The sequence below is a fragment of the Burkholderia sp. Ac-20344 genome (genome assembly GCF_017104975.1).
Classification (GTDB): domain Bacteria; phylum Pseudomonadota; class Gammaproteobacteria; order Burkholderiales; family Burkholderiaceae; genus Burkholderia.
The window spans coordinates 19,561-35,869 of sequence record NZ_JAAGPP010000033.1 but is presented as its reverse complement, the minus strand read 5'-3'; the positions used below and the strand labels follow the sequence as shown (position 1 = coordinate 35,869).

General features: G+C 66.7%; 16 protein-coding genes. 6 read left to right on the top strand and 10 right to left on the bottom strand.

Annotated features, from left to right (window positions below; all coding sequences use genetic code 11):
* Window positions 1-322: 322 nt before the first annotated feature.
* From G3N64_RS13365 to G3N64_RS13340, 6 genes are all read right to left on the bottom strand, one after another.
* Window positions 323-1,297, bottom strand: coding sequence for a branched-chain amino acid ABC transporter permease (locus G3N64_RS13365; protein ID WP_205784381.1), 975 nt, complete (start codon window positions 1,295-1,297; stop codon window positions 323-325).
* Window positions 1,297-2,181, bottom strand: coding sequence for a branched-chain amino acid ABC transporter permease (locus tag G3N64_RS13360; protein WP_205784380.1), 885 nt, complete (start codon window positions 2,179-2,181; stop codon window positions 1,297-1,299). The genes G3N64_RS13365 and G3N64_RS13360 overlap by 1 nt, the downstream gene beginning before the upstream one ends.
* A 128-nt stretch (window positions 2,182-2,309) precedes the next feature.
* Complete coding sequence (locus tag G3N64_RS13355; RefSeq protein WP_205784379.1) at window positions 2,310-3,509, bottom strand: ABC transporter substrate-binding protein; 1,200 nt, start codon at window positions 3,507-3,509, stop codon at window positions 2,310-2,312.
* A 76-nt stretch (window positions 3,510-3,585) separates the two neighbouring features.
* Window positions 3,586-4,341, bottom strand: coding sequence for an ABC transporter ATP-binding protein (locus G3N64_RS13350; RefSeq protein WP_205784378.1), 756 nt, complete (start codon window positions 4,339-4,341; stop codon window positions 3,586-3,588).
* Window positions 4,338-5,117, bottom strand: a complete 780-nt coding sequence (locus tag G3N64_RS13345) for an ABC transporter ATP-binding protein (RefSeq protein ID WP_021160426.1) — start codon at window positions 5,115-5,117, stop codon at window positions 4,338-4,340. Before G3N64_RS13345 ends, G3N64_RS13350 begins: the two co-directional genes overlap by 4 nt.
* Window positions 5,118-5,581: 464 nt before the next feature.
* Entirely contained in the window at window positions 5,582-7,267 is a 1,686-nt protein-coding gene (locus tag G3N64_RS13340; protein WP_205784377.1) for a GMC family oxidoreductase N-terminal domain-containing protein, read from the bottom strand.
* A gap of 505 nt (window positions 7,268-7,772) precedes the next feature.
* Here G3N64_RS13340 and G3N64_RS13335 point away from each other — a divergent pair.
* The gene (locus G3N64_RS13335; RefSeq protein WP_205784376.1) at window positions 7,773-8,672 is read left to right on the top strand and encodes a LysR family transcriptional regulator; all 900 of its coding nucleotides are present in this window, start codon (window positions 7,773-7,775) and stop codon (window positions 8,670-8,672) included.
* A gap of 242 nt (window positions 8,673-8,914) precedes the next feature.
* Window positions 8,915-9,448, top strand: a complete 534-nt coding sequence (locus tag G3N64_RS13330; protein ID WP_205784375.1) for a class IV adenylate cyclase — start codon at window positions 8,915-8,917, stop codon at window positions 9,446-9,448.
* Between the two features lie 66 nt (window positions 9,449-9,514).
* On the opposite strand, the gene G3N64_RS13325 is transcribed toward G3N64_RS13330, so the two are convergent.
* On the bottom strand, window positions 9,515-10,000 hold the full coding sequence (locus tag G3N64_RS13325) for an Lrp/AsnC family transcriptional regulator (RefSeq protein WP_006408082.1): 486 nt from the start codon (window positions 9,998-10,000) through the stop codon (window positions 9,515-9,517).
* 139 nt (window positions 10,001-10,139) lie between these two features.
* Here G3N64_RS13325 and phhA point away from each other — a divergent pair, with 139 nt between their 5' ends.
* Both phhA and G3N64_RS13315 read left to right on the top strand, forming a co-directional pair.
* Window positions 10,140-11,033: a phenylalanine 4-monooxygenase gene (gene phhA / locus G3N64_RS13320; protein WP_241020940.1), complete on the top strand. Its 894-nt coding sequence runs from the start codon at window positions 10,140-10,142 to the stop codon at window positions 11,031-11,033.
* A 147-nt stretch (window positions 11,034-11,180) separates the two neighbouring features.
* Window positions 11,181-11,489 (top strand): 4a-hydroxytetrahydrobiopterin dehydratase, encoded by a 309-nt coding sequence (locus G3N64_RS13315; protein WP_205784373.1) that lies wholly within the window; start codon window positions 11,181-11,183, stop codon window positions 11,487-11,489.
* A 92-nt stretch (window positions 11,490-11,581) separates the two neighbouring features.
* Here the strand turns inward: G3N64_RS13315 and G3N64_RS13310 are convergent, their stop codons facing one another.
* Window positions 11,582-11,812, bottom strand: coding sequence for a DUF3717 domain-containing protein (locus G3N64_RS13310; RefSeq protein WP_039351485.1), 231 nt, complete (start codon window positions 11,810-11,812; stop codon window positions 11,582-11,584).
* Window positions 11,813-11,934: 122 nt separating this feature from the next.
* Between G3N64_RS13310 and G3N64_RS13305 the strand changes: the two genes are divergently transcribed.
* Window positions 11,935-12,627: a response regulator transcription factor gene (locus G3N64_RS13305; RefSeq protein ID WP_006401494.1), complete on the top strand. Its 693-nt coding sequence runs from the start codon at window positions 11,935-11,937 to the stop codon at window positions 12,625-12,627.
* Between the two features lie 118 nt (window positions 12,628-12,745).
* The gene (locus G3N64_RS13300; RefSeq protein WP_205784372.1) at window positions 12,746-14,230 is read left to right on the top strand and encodes a sensor histidine kinase; all 1,485 of its coding nucleotides are present in this window, start codon (window positions 12,746-12,748) and stop codon (window positions 14,228-14,230) included.
* Window positions 14,231-14,357: 127 nt separating this feature from the next.
* Here the strand turns inward: G3N64_RS13300 and G3N64_RS13295 are convergent, their stop codons facing one another.
* Together G3N64_RS13295 and G3N64_RS13290 are read right to left on the bottom strand one after the other, a co-directional pair.
* Window positions 14,358-14,888, bottom strand: coding sequence for an SET domain-containing protein-lysine N-methyltransferase (locus G3N64_RS13295; RefSeq protein ID WP_205784371.1), 531 nt, complete (start codon window positions 14,886-14,888; stop codon window positions 14,358-14,360).
* A gap of 180 nt (window positions 14,889-15,068) precedes the next feature.
* The gene (locus tag G3N64_RS13290) at window positions 15,069-16,181 is read right to left on the bottom strand and encodes an NADH:flavin oxidoreductase/NADH oxidase (protein WP_205784370.1); all 1,113 of its coding nucleotides are present in this window, start codon (window positions 16,179-16,181) and stop codon (window positions 15,069-15,071) included.
* Between the last annotated feature and the right edge of the window lie 128 nt (window positions 16,182-16,309).

Genomic DNA, 16,309 nt, shown 5'->3' with positions numbered 1-16,309 from the left:
CCATCGGTGGAAATCCGTGCACGCAAATGAAAAAGCGCTGTTGGATTCCGTCCAACAGCGCTTTGGGGTCCGGGCACTTTGTGCCTCGATTGTCTCCTCGTTCTCCACCTGCAAATTCGTTTCGCGGTGCATCAGAACTAGGGTGAATCTTAAAGAGGCTTAAGCACCACGGCAACTTAGCATTTACCCCTATGGTGCATCGCCGCACGAAAATGGGGCGCCAGCCTGCCGCGCGGCACCAGTCCGAGCCTGCTGCGGCGCCCTTTCGGAGCATGCCGGATGGTGCTTCGCATCAACTCGCGGCGACGTGCACAGCATGCGCTCAGGAGGCCCTGAGCGGCTTGATCCGCGCGACCATCTCGCCGACGATGCCGCGCCGGAACGCGAGCACGCATACGATGAAGATCAGCCCCGTGACGATCGTCGCCGATTCGCCGAGCGAATGGAACCACGCGATGCCCGTCGTCGATGCGAGCACTTCGCCGATGTCGCCGAGCCGGTCTTCCAGCGCGACGATCAGTGCCGCGCCCAGCAGCGGCCCGAACAGCGTGCCCATCCCGCCGACGAGCGTCATCAGCACGACGAGACCCGACATCGTCCAGTACGCATCCGACAGCGTCTCGAAGCCGAGCACGAGCACCTTCAGCGAGCCGGCCAGCCCCGCGAGGCCCGCCGACAGGATGAACGCGAGCAGCTTGAAGCGGTCGGTGTCGTAGCCGAGTGAGATCGCACGCGCTTCGTTCTCCTTGATCGCGACGAGCACCTGGCCGAACGGCGAATGCACGACCCGCACGATGAATGCGCACGCGGCGACGACCACCGCCACCACGACGTAGTACAGCGCGACGTCGTTCGACAGGTCGAGCAGCCCGAACAGGCGGCCGCGCGGCACGCCCTGCAGCCCATCCTCGCCATGCGTGAACGGCGCCTGCAGGTAGATGAAGTAGACCATCTGCGCGAACGCGAGCGTGATCATCGCGAAGTAGATGCCCTGCCGCCGGATCGCGAACAGCCCGACGACGAGCCCGAGCAGCGTCGCCGCAACGGTACCGACGAGCACGCCGAGCTCCGGCGTGAAGCCGAGTGTCTGCATCGAATAGCCGGTCGCATAGCCGGCCGTCGCGAGGAACATCGCATGGCCGAACGACAGCAGCCCCGTGTAGCCGATCAGCAGGTTGAATGCGGCCGCGAACAGCGCAAACGTGAGCACCTTCATCACGAACACCGGATACGCGCCGATGAACGGCGCGGCGAGCAGTGCGGCGAGCAGCACGCCGTAGAGCACTTTTCTCTGCATCATCTTTCCTTGCCGAAGAGGCCCGCCGGGCGGAACAGCAGCACGATCGCCATGATCACGAACACGACGGTGGCCGACGCTTCCGGGTAGAACACGCGCGTGAAGCCCTCGATCACGCCGAGCAGCAGGCCGGTGACGATCGAGCCGAGGATCGAGCCCATCCCGCCGATCACGACCACCGCGAACACGGTGATGATCATCGGCTGGCCCATCAGCGGCGACACCTGGATCACCGGCGCGGCCAGCACGCCCGCGAACGCCGCGAGCGCGACGCCGAAGCCGTAGGTGAGCGTGATCATCATCGGCACGTTCACGCCGAATGCCTCGACGAGCTTCGGGTTCTCGGTGCCCGCGCGCAGGTAGGCGCCGAGGCGCGTCTTGTCGATCACGAACCACGTCGCGAGACACACCGCGAGCGACGCGACGACCACCCACGCGCGGTAGTTCGGCAGGAACATGAAGCCGAGGTTGGTGGCGCCGGACAGCTGCGACGGCACGTCGTAGGGCTGGCCGGACGACCCGTAGATCGACCGGAACACGCCTTCGACGACCAGCGTGAGCCCGAACGTGAGCAGCAGCCCGTACAGGTGATCGAGCTTGTACAGCCAGCGCAGCATCGAGCGCTCGATCAGGATCCCGAACGCGCCGACGACCAGCGGCGCGATCGCGAGCATCGCCCAGTACGGCAGCCCGAAATACGACAGGCCCATCCACGCGAGCATCGCGCCCAGCATGAACAGCGCGCCGTGCGCGAAGTTGATCACGTTGAGCAGCCCGAAGATCACCGCGAGCCCGAGGCTCAGGATCGCGTAGAACGAGCCGTTGACGAGCCCGAGCAGCAACTGGCTCAGCATCGCCGGCAACGGAATGCCAAAGATTTCCATCGACTTAGCCGTCAGTATGAGTTTCGTTGCGTGCGCAACCTTCACGCGTCGCGTACGCGGGCGGTGCAGCGGGCACATCGCTGCAGCCGCCACCGAGCGGCGCGCCCGTGCGCGCCGCTACGCCCTGCCTACTTCCACAACGCGCAGCGCGTCTCCTGCTTGGTCGTGAACGCCTGCTCGCCCGGAATCGTCGCGAGCACCTTGTAGTAATCCCACGGCTCCTTCGATTCCGACGGCTTCTTCACTTCCATCAGGTACATGTCGTGGATCATGCTGCCGTCCGCGCGGATGGTGCCCTTCGCGTAGAAGTCGTTGACCTTCGTCTTCTTCAGCTCGGCCATCACCTTGTCGGAGTCGGTCGTGCCGGCGGCCTGCACGGCCTTCAGGTAGGTCGTCACCGACGAGTAGTCGGCCGCCTGCAGGCTCGACGGCATTTTCTTCATCTTGCCGAAGTAGCGCTGCGCCCACTGGCGCGCTGCCGCGTCGCGGTTCCAGTACCAGCTGTCGGTCAGCACGAGGCCCTGGGTCGTCTCGAGGCCGAGGCTGTGCACGTCGTTGATGAACATCAGCAGCGCGGCGATCTTCATCGTCTTCGTGATGCCGAATTCCTTCGCGGCCTTGATCGAGTTGATCGTGTCGCCGCCCGCATTCGCGAGGCCGAGGATCTGCGCCTTCGACGATTGCGCCTGTAGCAGGAACGACGAGAAGTCCGACGCCGACAGCGGGTGCCGCACCGTGCCGAGCACCTGGCCGCCGTTCGCCTTCACGACATCCGACGTGTTCTTCTCGAGCGCCTTGCCGAACGCGTAGTCGGCGGTCAGGAAGAACCACGTCTTGCCGCCCTGCTTCACCACCGCCGAGCCGGTGCCCTTCGCGAGCGCCATCGTGTCGTATGCGTAGTGGACCGTGTAAGGCGTGCACTGCTCGTTGGTCAGCGTGTCGGCGCCCGCGCCGATGTTGATGTAGACCTTCTTCTTCTCGGCCGCGACCTGGTTCATCGACAGCGCGGTGGCGGAGTTCGTGCCGCCGACCAGCAGGTCGAGCCCGCCGCGGTCCATCCATTCGCGCGCCTTCGATGCGGCGATGTCGGCCTTGTTCTGGTGATCGGCATAGACGACCTCGATGGGCTTGCCGAGCACCTTGCCGCCGAAGTCGGCGACCGCCATGCGGATCGCCTCGAGGCCGCCCTGCCCGTCGATATCCGCGTAAAGCCCCGACATGTCGGTGATGAAGCCGATCTTCACGCTATCCGCGGCGTGTGCGGCGCCGGTGGTGAACGCTGCGGTCGCGACCGCGAGACAGGCGTGTGCGAGGGTCTTCATTTTCATTGACGTCTCCTGTTCTTCTGATGCGTTGTGGTTGTTCGAGGCCGCCACGGCTAGCGGCCGGAGAGACGGGGCGGCGTCACACCCCGAGCAGGTCGTGCAGGGTCGGCATCTTGCTCTCCAGTTCGGCCGCCTGGAAATGTTCGACGATGTTGCCGTGCTCCATCACGTAGAACCGGTCGGCGAGCGGTGCCGCGAAGCGGAAATTCTGTTCGACCATCACGATCGTGTAGCCGCGCGCCTTCAGCGCGACGATCATCCGCGCCAGCGCCTGCACGATCACCGGCGCGAGGCCTTCGGAAATCTCGTCGAGCAGCAGCAGGTTCGCGCCGGTGCGCAGGATCCGCGCGACCGCGAGCATCTGCTGCTCGCCGCCGGACAGCCGCGTGCCCTGGCTCTGCCGGCGCGACGCGAGGTTCGGGAACATCGCGTAGATCTCGTCGATCGACATCGCGTGGTCGCGCGGCCCGATCGGCGGCGGCAGCATCAGGTTCTCCTCGCACGACAGGCTCGAGAAGATCCCGCGCTCCTCCGGGCAGTAGCCGACGCCGAAATGCGCGATGCGGTGCGTCGCGAGGCCGATCGTCTCGTTGCCCGCGACCTTGATCGACCCGCTGCGGCGGCCCGTGAGGCCCATGATCGCGCGCAGTGTCGTCGTGCGGCCCGCGCCGTTGCGGCCGAGCAGCGTGACGACCTCGCCGCGATGCACCGTCAGGTCGACACCGTGCAATATGTGGGATTCCCCGTACCAGGCCTCCAGGCCCGTGATCTCCAGCGCGGGCGTGCCGCTTTCGACGCCGCTCAATTCGCGTTCCTCCCGTTCGCTGTGCTTCATGCGTGCGCCCCCGCGAGCGCCGCGTCGGCGCTGCCCATGTAGGCCTCGATCACGAGCGGATTCTTCGACACTTCCGCATACGAGCCTTCGGCCAGCACCTCGCCGCGTTGCAGGACGGTGATCGTGTCGGAGATGCCCGCGATCACGTTCATGTTGTGCTCGACCATCAGGATCGTGCGGCCGCTCGCGACCTTCTTGATCAGCGCGGTCACGCGATCGACGTCCTCGTGGCCCATCCCCTGCGTGGGCTCGTCGAGCAGCATCAGTTCGGGCTCCATCGCGAGCGTGGTCGCGATCTCGAGCGCGCGCTTGCGGCCGTATGCGAGCTCGACGGTCGGCACCTGCGCGAAATCGGTGAGGCCGACCTGCGTGAGCAGGTCCATCGCGCGGTCGTCGAGCCGCTTCAGCGTGCGTTCGCTGCGCCAGAAATGAAATTCGGTGCCGAGCGCGCGCTGCAGGCCGATGCGCACGTTCTGCAGCGCAGTCAGGTGCGGGAACACGGCCGAGATCTGGAACGAGCGGATGATGCCGCGCCGCGCAACCTGTGCGGGGCGCTCGTCGGTGATGTCGATGCCGTTGAAGACGATCTGGCCGGCCGTCGGCGTCAGGAATTTGGTGAGGAGGTTGAAGCAGGTGGTCTTGCCCGCGCCGTTCGGTCCGATCAACGCATGGATCGCACCGCGACGCACACGCAGGTTCACGCCGTTGACGGCCGTGAAACCCCTGAATTCCTTGGTCAGTCCGCGTGTTTCCAGAATCGTGTCGCCGAGAATCATGTTCCCTTCCGTACGAAGTCAGGCGAAGCACCGGGAAGATTCGCGAGAAGCGTCCGCGAAACAGGTCAGCGGATGAGCAGGCTGCCCCGGGCGCCGTGTTACGCCTCGAGGGTGGTCTCCCGCGCCGACGCGTATGCACACTGCGCCACATTGTCTCGCCGTTGGTGCAGTGCAATCATCGGGATTTGCACTTATAGGGATGGCCGCCATGGCGCGCGCGGCTGTGCACGGTTTACACCACGTTTTTTTGACACGTGCATCATCGACCGTTGCCTATCCGCACGATCGGACAAGCACGCAACGAAAAAGCCGGGCGGCTGCACGGCTTGCATGGATCGTGCCGGTCGAACCGGCACGATCGGCGCCATCGGCATCGGCACCGACGCTGCGACGACAGCTTGTTTCGCATAGCGAATCAGCGGGCGTCATCATGACGGCCCGCTGTCGTGCGTGTCAGCGTTCCGTCACGCGGCTGTCACCGCGGTGTCCGTGCGCACCGGCGTCGCTTCGCGCGCCGCGCGGCGATCGGCACGGATCATGTCGCTCGCGCGCTCGGCGATCATCAGCGTCGGCGAATTGGTGTTGCCCGATGTGATGAACGGCATCACCGATGCATCGACGATCCGCAGCCCGGCGATGCCACGCACGCGCAGCCGGCTGTCGACCACCGCGCGCTCATCGTCGGCACGCCCCATCCGGCAGGTGCCGACCGGATGAAAGATCGTCGTGCCGACCGCGCCGGCCGCCTCGATCAGCTCGGCTTCGCTCCGGTACTGCGTGCCCGGCAGGATTTCCTCGGGGCGATAGCGCGCGAGCGCCGGCGCGGACGCGATCCGGCGCGTGAGCCGCAGCGCATTCGCGGCGACGTGGCGATCGTGGTCGGTCGACAGATAGTTTGGCGCGATTGCGGGTGCGACACCCGGATCGGCGCTCGCGATATGCACGCTGCCGCGCGACGTCGGCCGCAGATGGCACACGGACGCCGTAAACGCGTTGAAGCTGTGCAGCGGCTCGCCGAAGCGCTCGAGCGACAGGGGCTGCACGTGGTATTCGAGATCGGGGCGCGTGAGCGCGGGATTGTCCGGATCGGATTTCGCGAACGCGCCGAGCTGTGACGGCGCCATCGACATCGGCCCGCGCTGCAGCAACGCATATTCGGCGCCAATCATCAGCTTGCCCCACCAGTGTGCGGACAGCGTGTTGAGCGTGCGCACACCTTCGACGCGAAACGCCATCCGCAATTGCAGGTGATCCTGCAGGTTTTCGCCGACGCCCGGCAGATCCTGCACGACGTCGATGCCGAGCGCCTGCAGCCGCCGGCCATCGCCGATGCCCGACAGTTCGAGCAGTTGCGGCGAATTCACGGCGCCGGACGTCAGCAGCACCTCCGAGCGCGCCCGCGCGACGTAATCGGCGCCGCCGCCGTGATATTCGACGCCGACTGCGCGCCGCCCGTCGAAGATCACGCGCTGCACCTGCGCGCCGGTGATCACGGTCAGGTTCGGACGCGCCATCGCGGGCCGCAGGAACGCCTTCGACGTATTCCAGCGCACGCCGCGCTTCTGGTTCACCTCGAAATAGCCGACCCCGGTATTGTCACCACGATTGAAATCGTCGGTTGCCGGGATGCCCGTCTGCTGCGCGGCCTGCGCGAACGATTCGAGGATCTCCCAGCGCAGCCGCTGCTTCTCGACGCGCCAGTAACCGCCCGCACCGTGCGCATCGCTCGCGCCCGCATGGTGATCCTCGCTGCGCTTGAAGATCGGCAGCACGCTGTCCCACGACCAGCCGGCGTCGCCGGTTTCCTGTGCCCAGCTGTCGTAATCCTCGCGCTGGCCGCGCATGTAGATCATCCCGTTGATCGACGAGCAGCCGCCGAGCACGCGGCCGCGCGGATACGACAGCGCCCGGCCGTTGAGCGCCGCTTCGGGTTGCGTCTTGTACAGCCAGTCGGTGCGCGGGTTGCCGATGCAATACAGATAGCCGACCGGAATGTGGATCCAGTGATAGTCGTCCTTGCCGCCCGCTTCGAGCAGCAGGACGCGGATGTCGGGGTCTTCGGTCAGGCGGTTCGCGAGCACGCAGCCCGCGGTGCCCGCGCCGACGATCACGTAATCGAATTCGCCTTCTACTGTGCGTTGAGTAGTCACGGTTTGTCTCCTGTCGATCCGAGTTAGCGCTTTAGCGCTTACTCGGATCCCATGGCGTGGTTGGCAGGAGTTGGCGCTTCAGCGCTGACTCCTGCCCCACGGCGGTCGATCCCAGCGAGCGCTTTAGCGCTTACTCGGATCCCATGGCGTAGCTGGCAGGAGTTGGCGCTTCAGCGCTGACTCCTGCCCCACGGCGGTCGATCCCAGCGAGCGCTTTAGCGCTTACTCGGATCCCATGGCGTGGCTGGTTGAAGTTGGCGCTTCAGCGCTGACTCCTGCCCCACGGCGGTCGACCCGAGTGAGCGCCTTAACGCCTGCACCGGCCCCATCCAAATCTCATTGTTGTCCACCACGCGGCGCAATACCGCGCGTCATTTCCAGCATAGTGTGTCGCGCGCCGCGCTTGCGGCCCCGCGCCACGACCGATGAAGCGTACTCCGGCTGCCGGCCGCCGATCCAATGAGTTATGCTGAAATGCGTTATAAGCTGCGCTCATATCACGACGATGGATCTCACCCTGCTCCGCGCGTTCGCGACGGTCGCGCGCGAAGGCAACCTGACACGCGCCGCCGTGCATTTGCACCTGACGCAGCCGGCCGTCAGCCTGCAGATCAAGCATCTGCAGGAAACGCTCGGCGTCACGCTGTTTACGCGCACGTCGCGCGGGCTCGCACTCACGCGCGACGGCCAGACGCTGTTGCCGCATGCGGAACGCGCGCTCGCCGCGGCCGCGGACGTGCAACGCGCCGCTGCTGCGCTGCGGCACGAGGTGCGCGGCCTGCTGCGGATCGGCACGATCCTCGATCCGGGTTTCCTGCGGCTCGGCGGCTTCCTGCGCGCGCTCGTCGAAACCCACCCGCAGATCGAGACGGCACTGCGGCACGGGATGTCGGGCTGGGTGATCGAGCAGGTGCGCACACAGGCGCTCGACGTCGGCTATTACATCGGCCGGCCGGGCGAGGACGACCCGCTCGACGGCGCACTGTTCCACACCGTCACGCTCACGCATTTCGAGTACCGCGTGCTCGCGCCGGCCGGCTGGAAGGAGCGCGTGCAGCGTGCACACGACTGGCGCTCGCTTGCCACGCTGCCGTGGATCTGGACGCCGCCGGCGTCCGCGCACCACCGGCTGCTGTCGCGGCGCTTCGCGGAAGCCGGCGCGCAGCCGGTGAAGGTTGCCGAGGTCGACCAGGAGCAGTCGATGCTCGATCTCGTCAAATCGGGGATCGGATTGACGCTCGCGCGCGACTCGACCGCGCTGGCCGAAGCGCACGCACATGCGCTGACGATCGTCGAACGCGTGACGGTGCCGACCGAACTGACGTTCGTGACACTCGCGGAGCGGTGCGACGAACCGGCTATCGCGGCGGCGCTGCGGCTGATCGAAGCGCAGTGGGCGATATGAGTGCTGCTGATGGCGCTGCGGCCGGCCGCGCACCGGGCATCAACGGCCTGACACGCCGCCGGCCGGCTGTCCTCGGCCGGCGCCCGTGCGGACCATCGCATCTACGCGAACGGTGGAATCAGGGGGCCGAGCTCCCGGCCGCGTCGTGTCGCCGCGTCCCGCCGCTCGTCACGCCACCTTCGCGGGCTTTTTGCTAGATTGTGCGTTCGCACCCCGCGAGACCCCGATTGAAGGAGACCCGCATGGCCCGCAACATCGAGATCAAAGCCCGCGCCCGCGAATTCGACCAGCTGCGCGAACGCGCGGCAACCCTCGCGACCGAAGCGCCGCTGTTCTACCGCCAGCAGGATTTCTTCTACGACGTGCCGCGCGGCCGGCTGAAGCTGCGCCGCTTCGAGGACGGCACGCCGGCCGAACTGATCTTCTACCAGCGCGACGACCGCGACGGCCCGAAGGCGTCGTACTACACGCGCAGCCCGGTGACGAACCCCGACGCGATGCACGCGCTGCTCGCCACCGCGCTGACCACGCGCGGGATCGTGACGAAGGAACGGCACGTGTACCTCGCGGGCCGCACGCGCATCCATCTCGACCGCGTCGACGGCCTCGGCGATTTCATCGAACTGGAAGTCGTGCTCGGCCCCGACGACGATGAAACCGGCGGCGAAGCCGAAGCACACGACGTGTTCGCGAAGCTCGGCGTGTCGCAGGACGATCTCGTCGCGGTCGCGTACGTCGACCTGCTGAACGCCGGCACGCAACACGAAGCGGCCTGATCCAGCCCTGCCCCGTGGCGGCGCAACCTGCGCCGCCTTCAACCCAGCTGCCGCTCTGTTGCCGCGTTATGCGGCGCCGGGCGCCAGGTGCGCGAGCGGCAGCGCGCCGTTGCGCTTGAAGGTCGTCAGCACAATGTTCGAGCGCACGCTGTCGACGCCCGGCACGCGCATCAGCTTCTTCATCACGAACTGCGACAGCGCGTTCAGGTCGGGCGCGACGATCCGCAGCAGGTAGTCGGCATCGCCCACCACCGCATGGCATTCGAGCACTTCGGGCAGCACGTCGATCTGCTGCTGGAACTGCTCGATGATCGAATCGCCGTGGTGCTTGAGCTTCAGGCTCGTGAACGCGGTGACGCCGAGCCCGAGCTTTTCGGGGCGCAGCATCACGCGATAGCCTTCGATCACGCCGGCCGCCTCGAGCCGCTGCAGCCGCCGGCCGATCTGCGACGGCGACAGCGGCACCTCCTCGCCGAGCTGCTGATGCGTCGCGCGGCCGAAGCGCTGCAGCACGTCCAGCAGCGCGAGATCGAAGTGATCGAGTTCCAGCATGAGCATGCTCCGCATTGATTCGCAATTTGATGCGCGATTATCGCACAATACAACGAATCAACGCCAATATTGCGCCCATTCCGCGTGCAGCCCGCTCTACACTTGCATGGTTACCCACCGCCACGTGCAGAGCCAGATCATGTCCACCGTCGTTACCGCGAAACTGCAGGAGCAGTTCGATGCGGGCCTCGAAACCCGCGCCGATTTCACCATCGACCAGCCGCTTGCGCGTTACGGCCAGGTCGACCACGCGGTGTGGAAGCAGCTCTATGCACGCCAGTCGGTGCTGCTGCGCGGGCGCGCGTGCGACGCGTTCGTCGCGGGGCTCGGGAAGATCGACCTGCCGGCCGATCGCGTGCCGTCGTTCGCCGACGTGAACCGCCAGTTGAAGCCGGCAACGGGCTGGGAGATCGTCGCGGTGCCGGGCCTCGTGCCCGACCGCGTGTTCTTCGAGCATCTCGCGAACCGGCGCTTCCCGGTCACCTGGTGGATGCGTCGTCCCGACCAGCTCGACTACCTGCAGGAACCCGACTGCTTCCATGACCTGTTCGGCCACGTGCCGCTGCTGATCGACCCGGTGTTCGCCGACTACATGCAGGCGTACGGCCGCACCGCGCTTGCGGTCGCCGACGACGAAGCGGCGCTGGCGCGCCTCGCGCGGCTCTACTGGTATACGGTGGAATTCGGGCTGATCCGCGACCCGCGCGGCACGAACGGGCTGTCGATCTACGGCGCCGGGATCGTGTCGAGCAAGGGCGAAAGCCTGTACAGCCTCGAGAGCGCGGCGCCGAACCGGCTCGGCTTCGACCTCGAGCGCGTGATGCGCACGAAGTACCGGATCGACACGTTTCAGAAGACCTATTTCGTGATCGACGATTTCGCGCAACTGTTCGCGCTCGCCGACGTCGACGGCCGTGCGCTGGCCGACCGGCTGGCGGCGCTGCCCGAGTTCGCCGCCGGCGCGGTGCTCGATACCGATCGCGTGCTGCATCGCGGCACGGGCGAAGGCTGGCCCGACGACGCCGACGCATGACGCTCGAACGCGCCGGGACCCGCTGCTGCCGGTCTCCCGATCGCCGTCCCCGGGTGCCCGTCGCACAACTATGAAACAATGACCGGTGCCGGCTTCGCCGCGCGGCGCAGCCGCGCGCGGGCGCCGTTACCGACCGAGAGGTGCAAGATGATCCACAAGCTCACATCAGAAGAACGCAAGACCCGGCTCGAAGGCCTGCCGCTCTGGACGGCCGTACCGGGCCGCGACGCGATCCAGCGCAGCCTGCGCTTCGCCGATTTCAATGAAGCGTTCGGCTTCATGACGCGCGTCGCGATCAAGGCGCAGGAAATGAACCACCATCCGGAATGGTTCAACGTGTACAACCGCGTCGACGTCACGCTGTCGACCCACGATGCCGACGGCCTGACCGAACGCGACATCGAACTGGCGCTGTTCATCGACCGTGCCGGCGCGCACGCGCGCCCGGCCGCCTGACGCCTTCCACTACCGCCGCGCGTCTTGCGATGCGCGGCGCGTCAACTTTTCATTTCGATGAACGTTTTCTAGGATGTAGTCAGCGAAAGCCTTCAGCTTTCCAAGCCATCCTTAAGGCGCACGTAAGTCTCGTACGCATTCCGTGCCTTGGGGTCCAAACCTTCCAGTTGTAGCGCGCTTTCGCGCTGTACAATCAGCAGCGCATACGGCTTGGAGAGCGCGCTGGCCTCTTCGCAGAGTTTGAGTTCGTCGCCGCTCGACGGCGAGCGGGCGCGCCAGAAATTGATCGCGGCTTCTAGGTCGTTGATCGAAATATCGGACATGATTGGATTTAATCGTTCGCTGGCCGCCATGCTTGATGTCAGGTGTTGCGGCGCCCCTGTGGAAACGGCGTCGTGCTATCCGCGTGCCTGAACCGCCAACCCATTGTACTTGAGCGAACTTCATGCGACTCCTTCTGATCGAAGACGACCGCCCCATCGCACGCGGTATCCAGAGCAGCCTCGAGCAGGCTGGCTTCACCGTCGACATGGTGCATGACGGCATCTTTGCCGAACAGGCGCTGGCACAGAACCGCCACGAACTCGTGATCCTCGACCTCGGCCTGCCGGGCATCGACGGGATGACGCTGCTCACGCGCTTCCGCCAGACCAACCGCCACACGCCCGTCATCGTGCTGACCGCTCGCGACGAGCTGAACGACCGGATCCAGGGCCTGAACTCCGGCGCCGACGACTACATGCTCAAGCCGTTCGAGCCGGCCGAGCTCGAAGCGCGCATCCGCGCGGTGATGCGCCGCAGCGGCCCGCACAGCGACATGCCGCGTCCGGAAGTGTCGCTCGGCGGCGTCCGCCTGTCGGGCGTCGACCGCCGCATCTTCAACGACGACAAGCCGCTCGAACTGTCGCCGCGCGAATTCGCGGTGCTCGAAATGCTGCTGCTGCGCCACGGCCGCGTCGTCAGCAAGGCCCAGTTGCAGGATCACCTCACGCACTTCGGCGGCGATCTCGGCGACACCGCGATCGAAGTCTACGTGCACCGCGTGCGCAAGAAACTCGAGCAGTGCCGTGTCGAGATCGTCACGGTGCGCGGCTTCGGCTACCTGCTGCAGGAAATCCGCCAGACGGCGAGCGTCTGAGCGGCGCCGCGCGCCGGGCGGCCACGTGCCGCCCGCGTGTGCGCGCAGCTCCGCGTCGCCGCCCGGCGCACGACCGCGCCGCTCCCCGTGAGCGGCGCTTATCCATTTGCCCGTCGAAATGTCTCCTGATCCGGCTGTGACCACCAGCCTGCGCCGCTCGCTGCTTCGGCGCCTCGCCGCCCCGCTGTCGATGCTCGCGCTGATGAGCGGCCTGATCGCCTACTGGCTCGCGTGGCAATACACGCAGCACGTGATCGACCGCTCGCTCGCGGATCTCGCGACCGCCATCTCCAAACAGATCCAGATCGCCGGCCCCGACGCGCCGTTCACGGTGCCGCCGCTCGCGCAGGCGATGTTCTCCGATCCCGCCGAAGCGCTGATCTACCGGATCAGCGACGGCGAACAGGAGCTCGCCGGCGATCCGAAGCTGCCGCTGCAAGGCATCAACGTGCGCCGCATGCATCACGCGTACGTATTCGAAGCCGAATACGACAACCGCGCGGTACGGGTTGCGCAGGTGCGCGTCGACAATGTCGAGGGTGGCAGGCCGATGGTCGTCGAAGTCGCGCAGCCGGTGCGGCACCGCTACCGGATCGCGGCCGAATTCCTCGTCGCGATCATGATGCCGCTGCTGCTGCTGCTGCTCGCGGGCTGGGGCATCGTCTGGCGCGTCGTGAACCAGCAGCTCGGCCCGCTCACGCACCTGGCCGATTCGCTGAACCGGCAAACCCACACGTCGCTGGAACCGGTCGACGAAACCGAGGTGCCGCTGGAAATCCGGCCGCTGACGAGTGCGATGAACGCACTGCTCGGGCGCCTGAAGACCGCGCTCGACGCGCAGCGCAAGTTCATCGCCGATGCTGCGCACCAGCTGCGCACGCCGCTAACCGCCGTGAAGCTGCACGCCGAGCAGGCGGCCGTTGCACGCGACCCGCACCAGACCTTCGCCGCGGTGCGCGAACTGCGCGCGGCCGCCGACCGCGCGGTGCGGCTATCCAACCAGCTGCTGTCGCTCGCCCGTGCGGAACCGGGCGAACAGGCCGCGCGGTTCGTCGACGTCGACCTCGCCGCGATGGCGTTCGAGACGGGTGCTGAATGGGTGCCGCGCGCACTCGCGTCGCACGTCGACCTCGGATTCCAGCGCACCGACGATCCGGGTGACGACGAGAAGCTGGTCGTGCGCGGCAATCCCGTGCTGTTGCGCGAGGTGATCGCGAACCTGCTCGACAATGCGCTGAAGTACGTGCCGCTCGCGCGGCCGGACGGTGCGCGGATCACGGTGAACGTCGCGCGCGGCGCGCTCGAGGACGGCCAGCCGGCCGCCGAGATCGTCGTCGAGGACAACGGCCCCGGCGTGCCCGCCAACCAGCAGGCCGACCTGTTCAAGCGCTTCTTCCGCGGCGACGCGCAAAGCGGCAACGGTGTCGAAACGGGCGCCGGGCTCGGCCTCGCGATCGTGCACGACATCATCGCGATGCACGGCGGCACCGTATCGTACGAGGATGCATCGGAAGGCGGCTCGCGCTTCGTGGTGAGGGTGCCGCTGGCCGCGCGCACCGAGAAGCCGGCCAGCGAGACGCCGGCCGCCGCGTCGACGCACTGAACGATTCGCGGCGGGCGGCCGCCGGTCGGGCCGCGCGCCGGATGAGGAAGGCGGAAAGCACGGCTGCACGACGCGGCAGCCATCCGCTGAAACGGCAGCGGCAGCACACGATGCGCCGCCGCCTGTGTCACTTCCTGCTTTTCTTGTCCTTCGATCGGGACTCGGACTTGCCGTCCTTCTTGTCCTTCTTCTTTTTCTTCTTCCCGCCGTCGTCGGACGTCGCGAGCAGCGTGCCGCGGCAAGACGCCGCACCACAATGGCACGCGTATTCGCGCTTGAGCGACTTCGTCAGCTTCGCATCGATCACGAGGCCGTAGTCGTAGAACAGCTCCTCTTCCGGCCCGATGTCGCGCAGCGCGTGGATGAACACGCGGCCTTTGACTTCCTCGGCTTCGCAGTTCGGCGCGCACGAGTGGTTGATCCAGCGCGCGCTGTTGCCGTCGATCTTGCCGTCGATCACCCCGCCCTCGTCCAGTGCGAAGTAGAACGTATGGTTCGGTTCGCTCGGGTCGTGCGGGTGGCGGCGCAGCGCTTCCTTCCACGAAATTCGTTCGCCCTTGTATTCCACTACGCGCTCACCGGCCTTGATCGGCGCCACGGCGAACACGCCCTTGCCGTGTACTCCCGAGCGGCGCACCGCGATCCTGCGTGAACTCATCGAACGAATCCTTGTGAAGACGACTTGAATGGAAGGCGGCCGCGATCACGGCCTGGCGTCGCGCCAAACGAAAACGCGGCACCGGTCGGTGCCGCGTCGGGGCATGCGGCGAATCACCCGCATCCTACACGTTCACGATTGCTTCGTTCAACATCACGCGCAATATTGCGCGCGCGGCGCTCAACGCTGGCCGAATGCGATGTCGCCGAACAACGCCTTGTGCTCGCGCGGCTGCGAGCGCCAGTATTGCGGCGGCGCCGTCACCTGCGCGCCGAGCTCGGCCGCCGCGTGCCACGGCCAGCGCGGGTCGTACAGCATCGCGCGCGCCATCGCGACGAAATCGGCATCGCCGGCCTCGATGAGCCGGTTCGCATGCGCGGGCTCGTTGATCAGGCCAACGGCAACCGTCGGCATGCCGACCGCGCGCTTCACGGCCTGCGCGAACGGCACCTGGTAGCCAGGCGACAACGGAATCTTCTGCAGCGGCGACACGCCGCCGGACGACACGTCGATCCAGTCGCAGCCGCGGCGCTTCAGTTCGTGCGCGAATGCGATCGTATCGTCGAGCTCCCAGCCGCCTTCGACCCAGTCGGTCGCGGACACGCGCACGCCGACCGGCCGGTCCTCCGGAAACGCCGCACGCACGATCTCGAAGATCTCGAGCGGAAAGCGCATGCGGTTTTCGCGCGAGCCGCCGTATTCGTCGGTGCGCTGGTTCGCAAGTGGCGACAGGAACTGGTGCAGCAGGTAACCGTGTGCCGCGTGCACCTCGATCGCGTCGATGCCGAGCCGCGCGGCCCGCTTCGCCGAGGCCGCGAACGCTTCGCGGATCCGGTTCAGGCCCGCGGCGTCGAGTGCGAGCGGCGGCGTCTCGCCGTCCTTGTGCGGCACGGCCGACGGCGCATGCGGCAACCAGCCGCCGTCGGCGACGGACACGAGCTGGCCACCCTGCCACGGCACGTTGCTCGACGCCTTGCGCCCCGCATGCGACAACTGCATCGCGACGCGGACCGGCGAATGCTTGCGGATCGCGGCCAGCACGGGTTTCAGCGCGGCTTCGGTCGCGTCGTCCCAGAGGCCGAGATCGCCATGCGTGATGCGCCCGTCGGGTTCCACCGCGGTCGCCTCGATGCAGAGCAGCCCCGCGCCCGACAGCGCGAGATGGCCGAGGTGAATCATGTGCCAGTCGGTCGCTTCACCGCGTTCGGCCGAATACTGGCACATCGGGGAAATCACGATCCGGTTCGGAAGGGTCACGCCGCGCAGCGTGAACGGGGAAAACAGCGCAGTCATGGAAGCCGCTCGCCAGGAAAGGAAAGAGCGGACGAGCGTAGCACGCAGGCCGGAAGCGTGCTGGCGGTGCTCCCGGCAGTAAGCGGATGGTCAGGCACGGCCCGCGGTGGGTTGCCGGCACGGCGGGA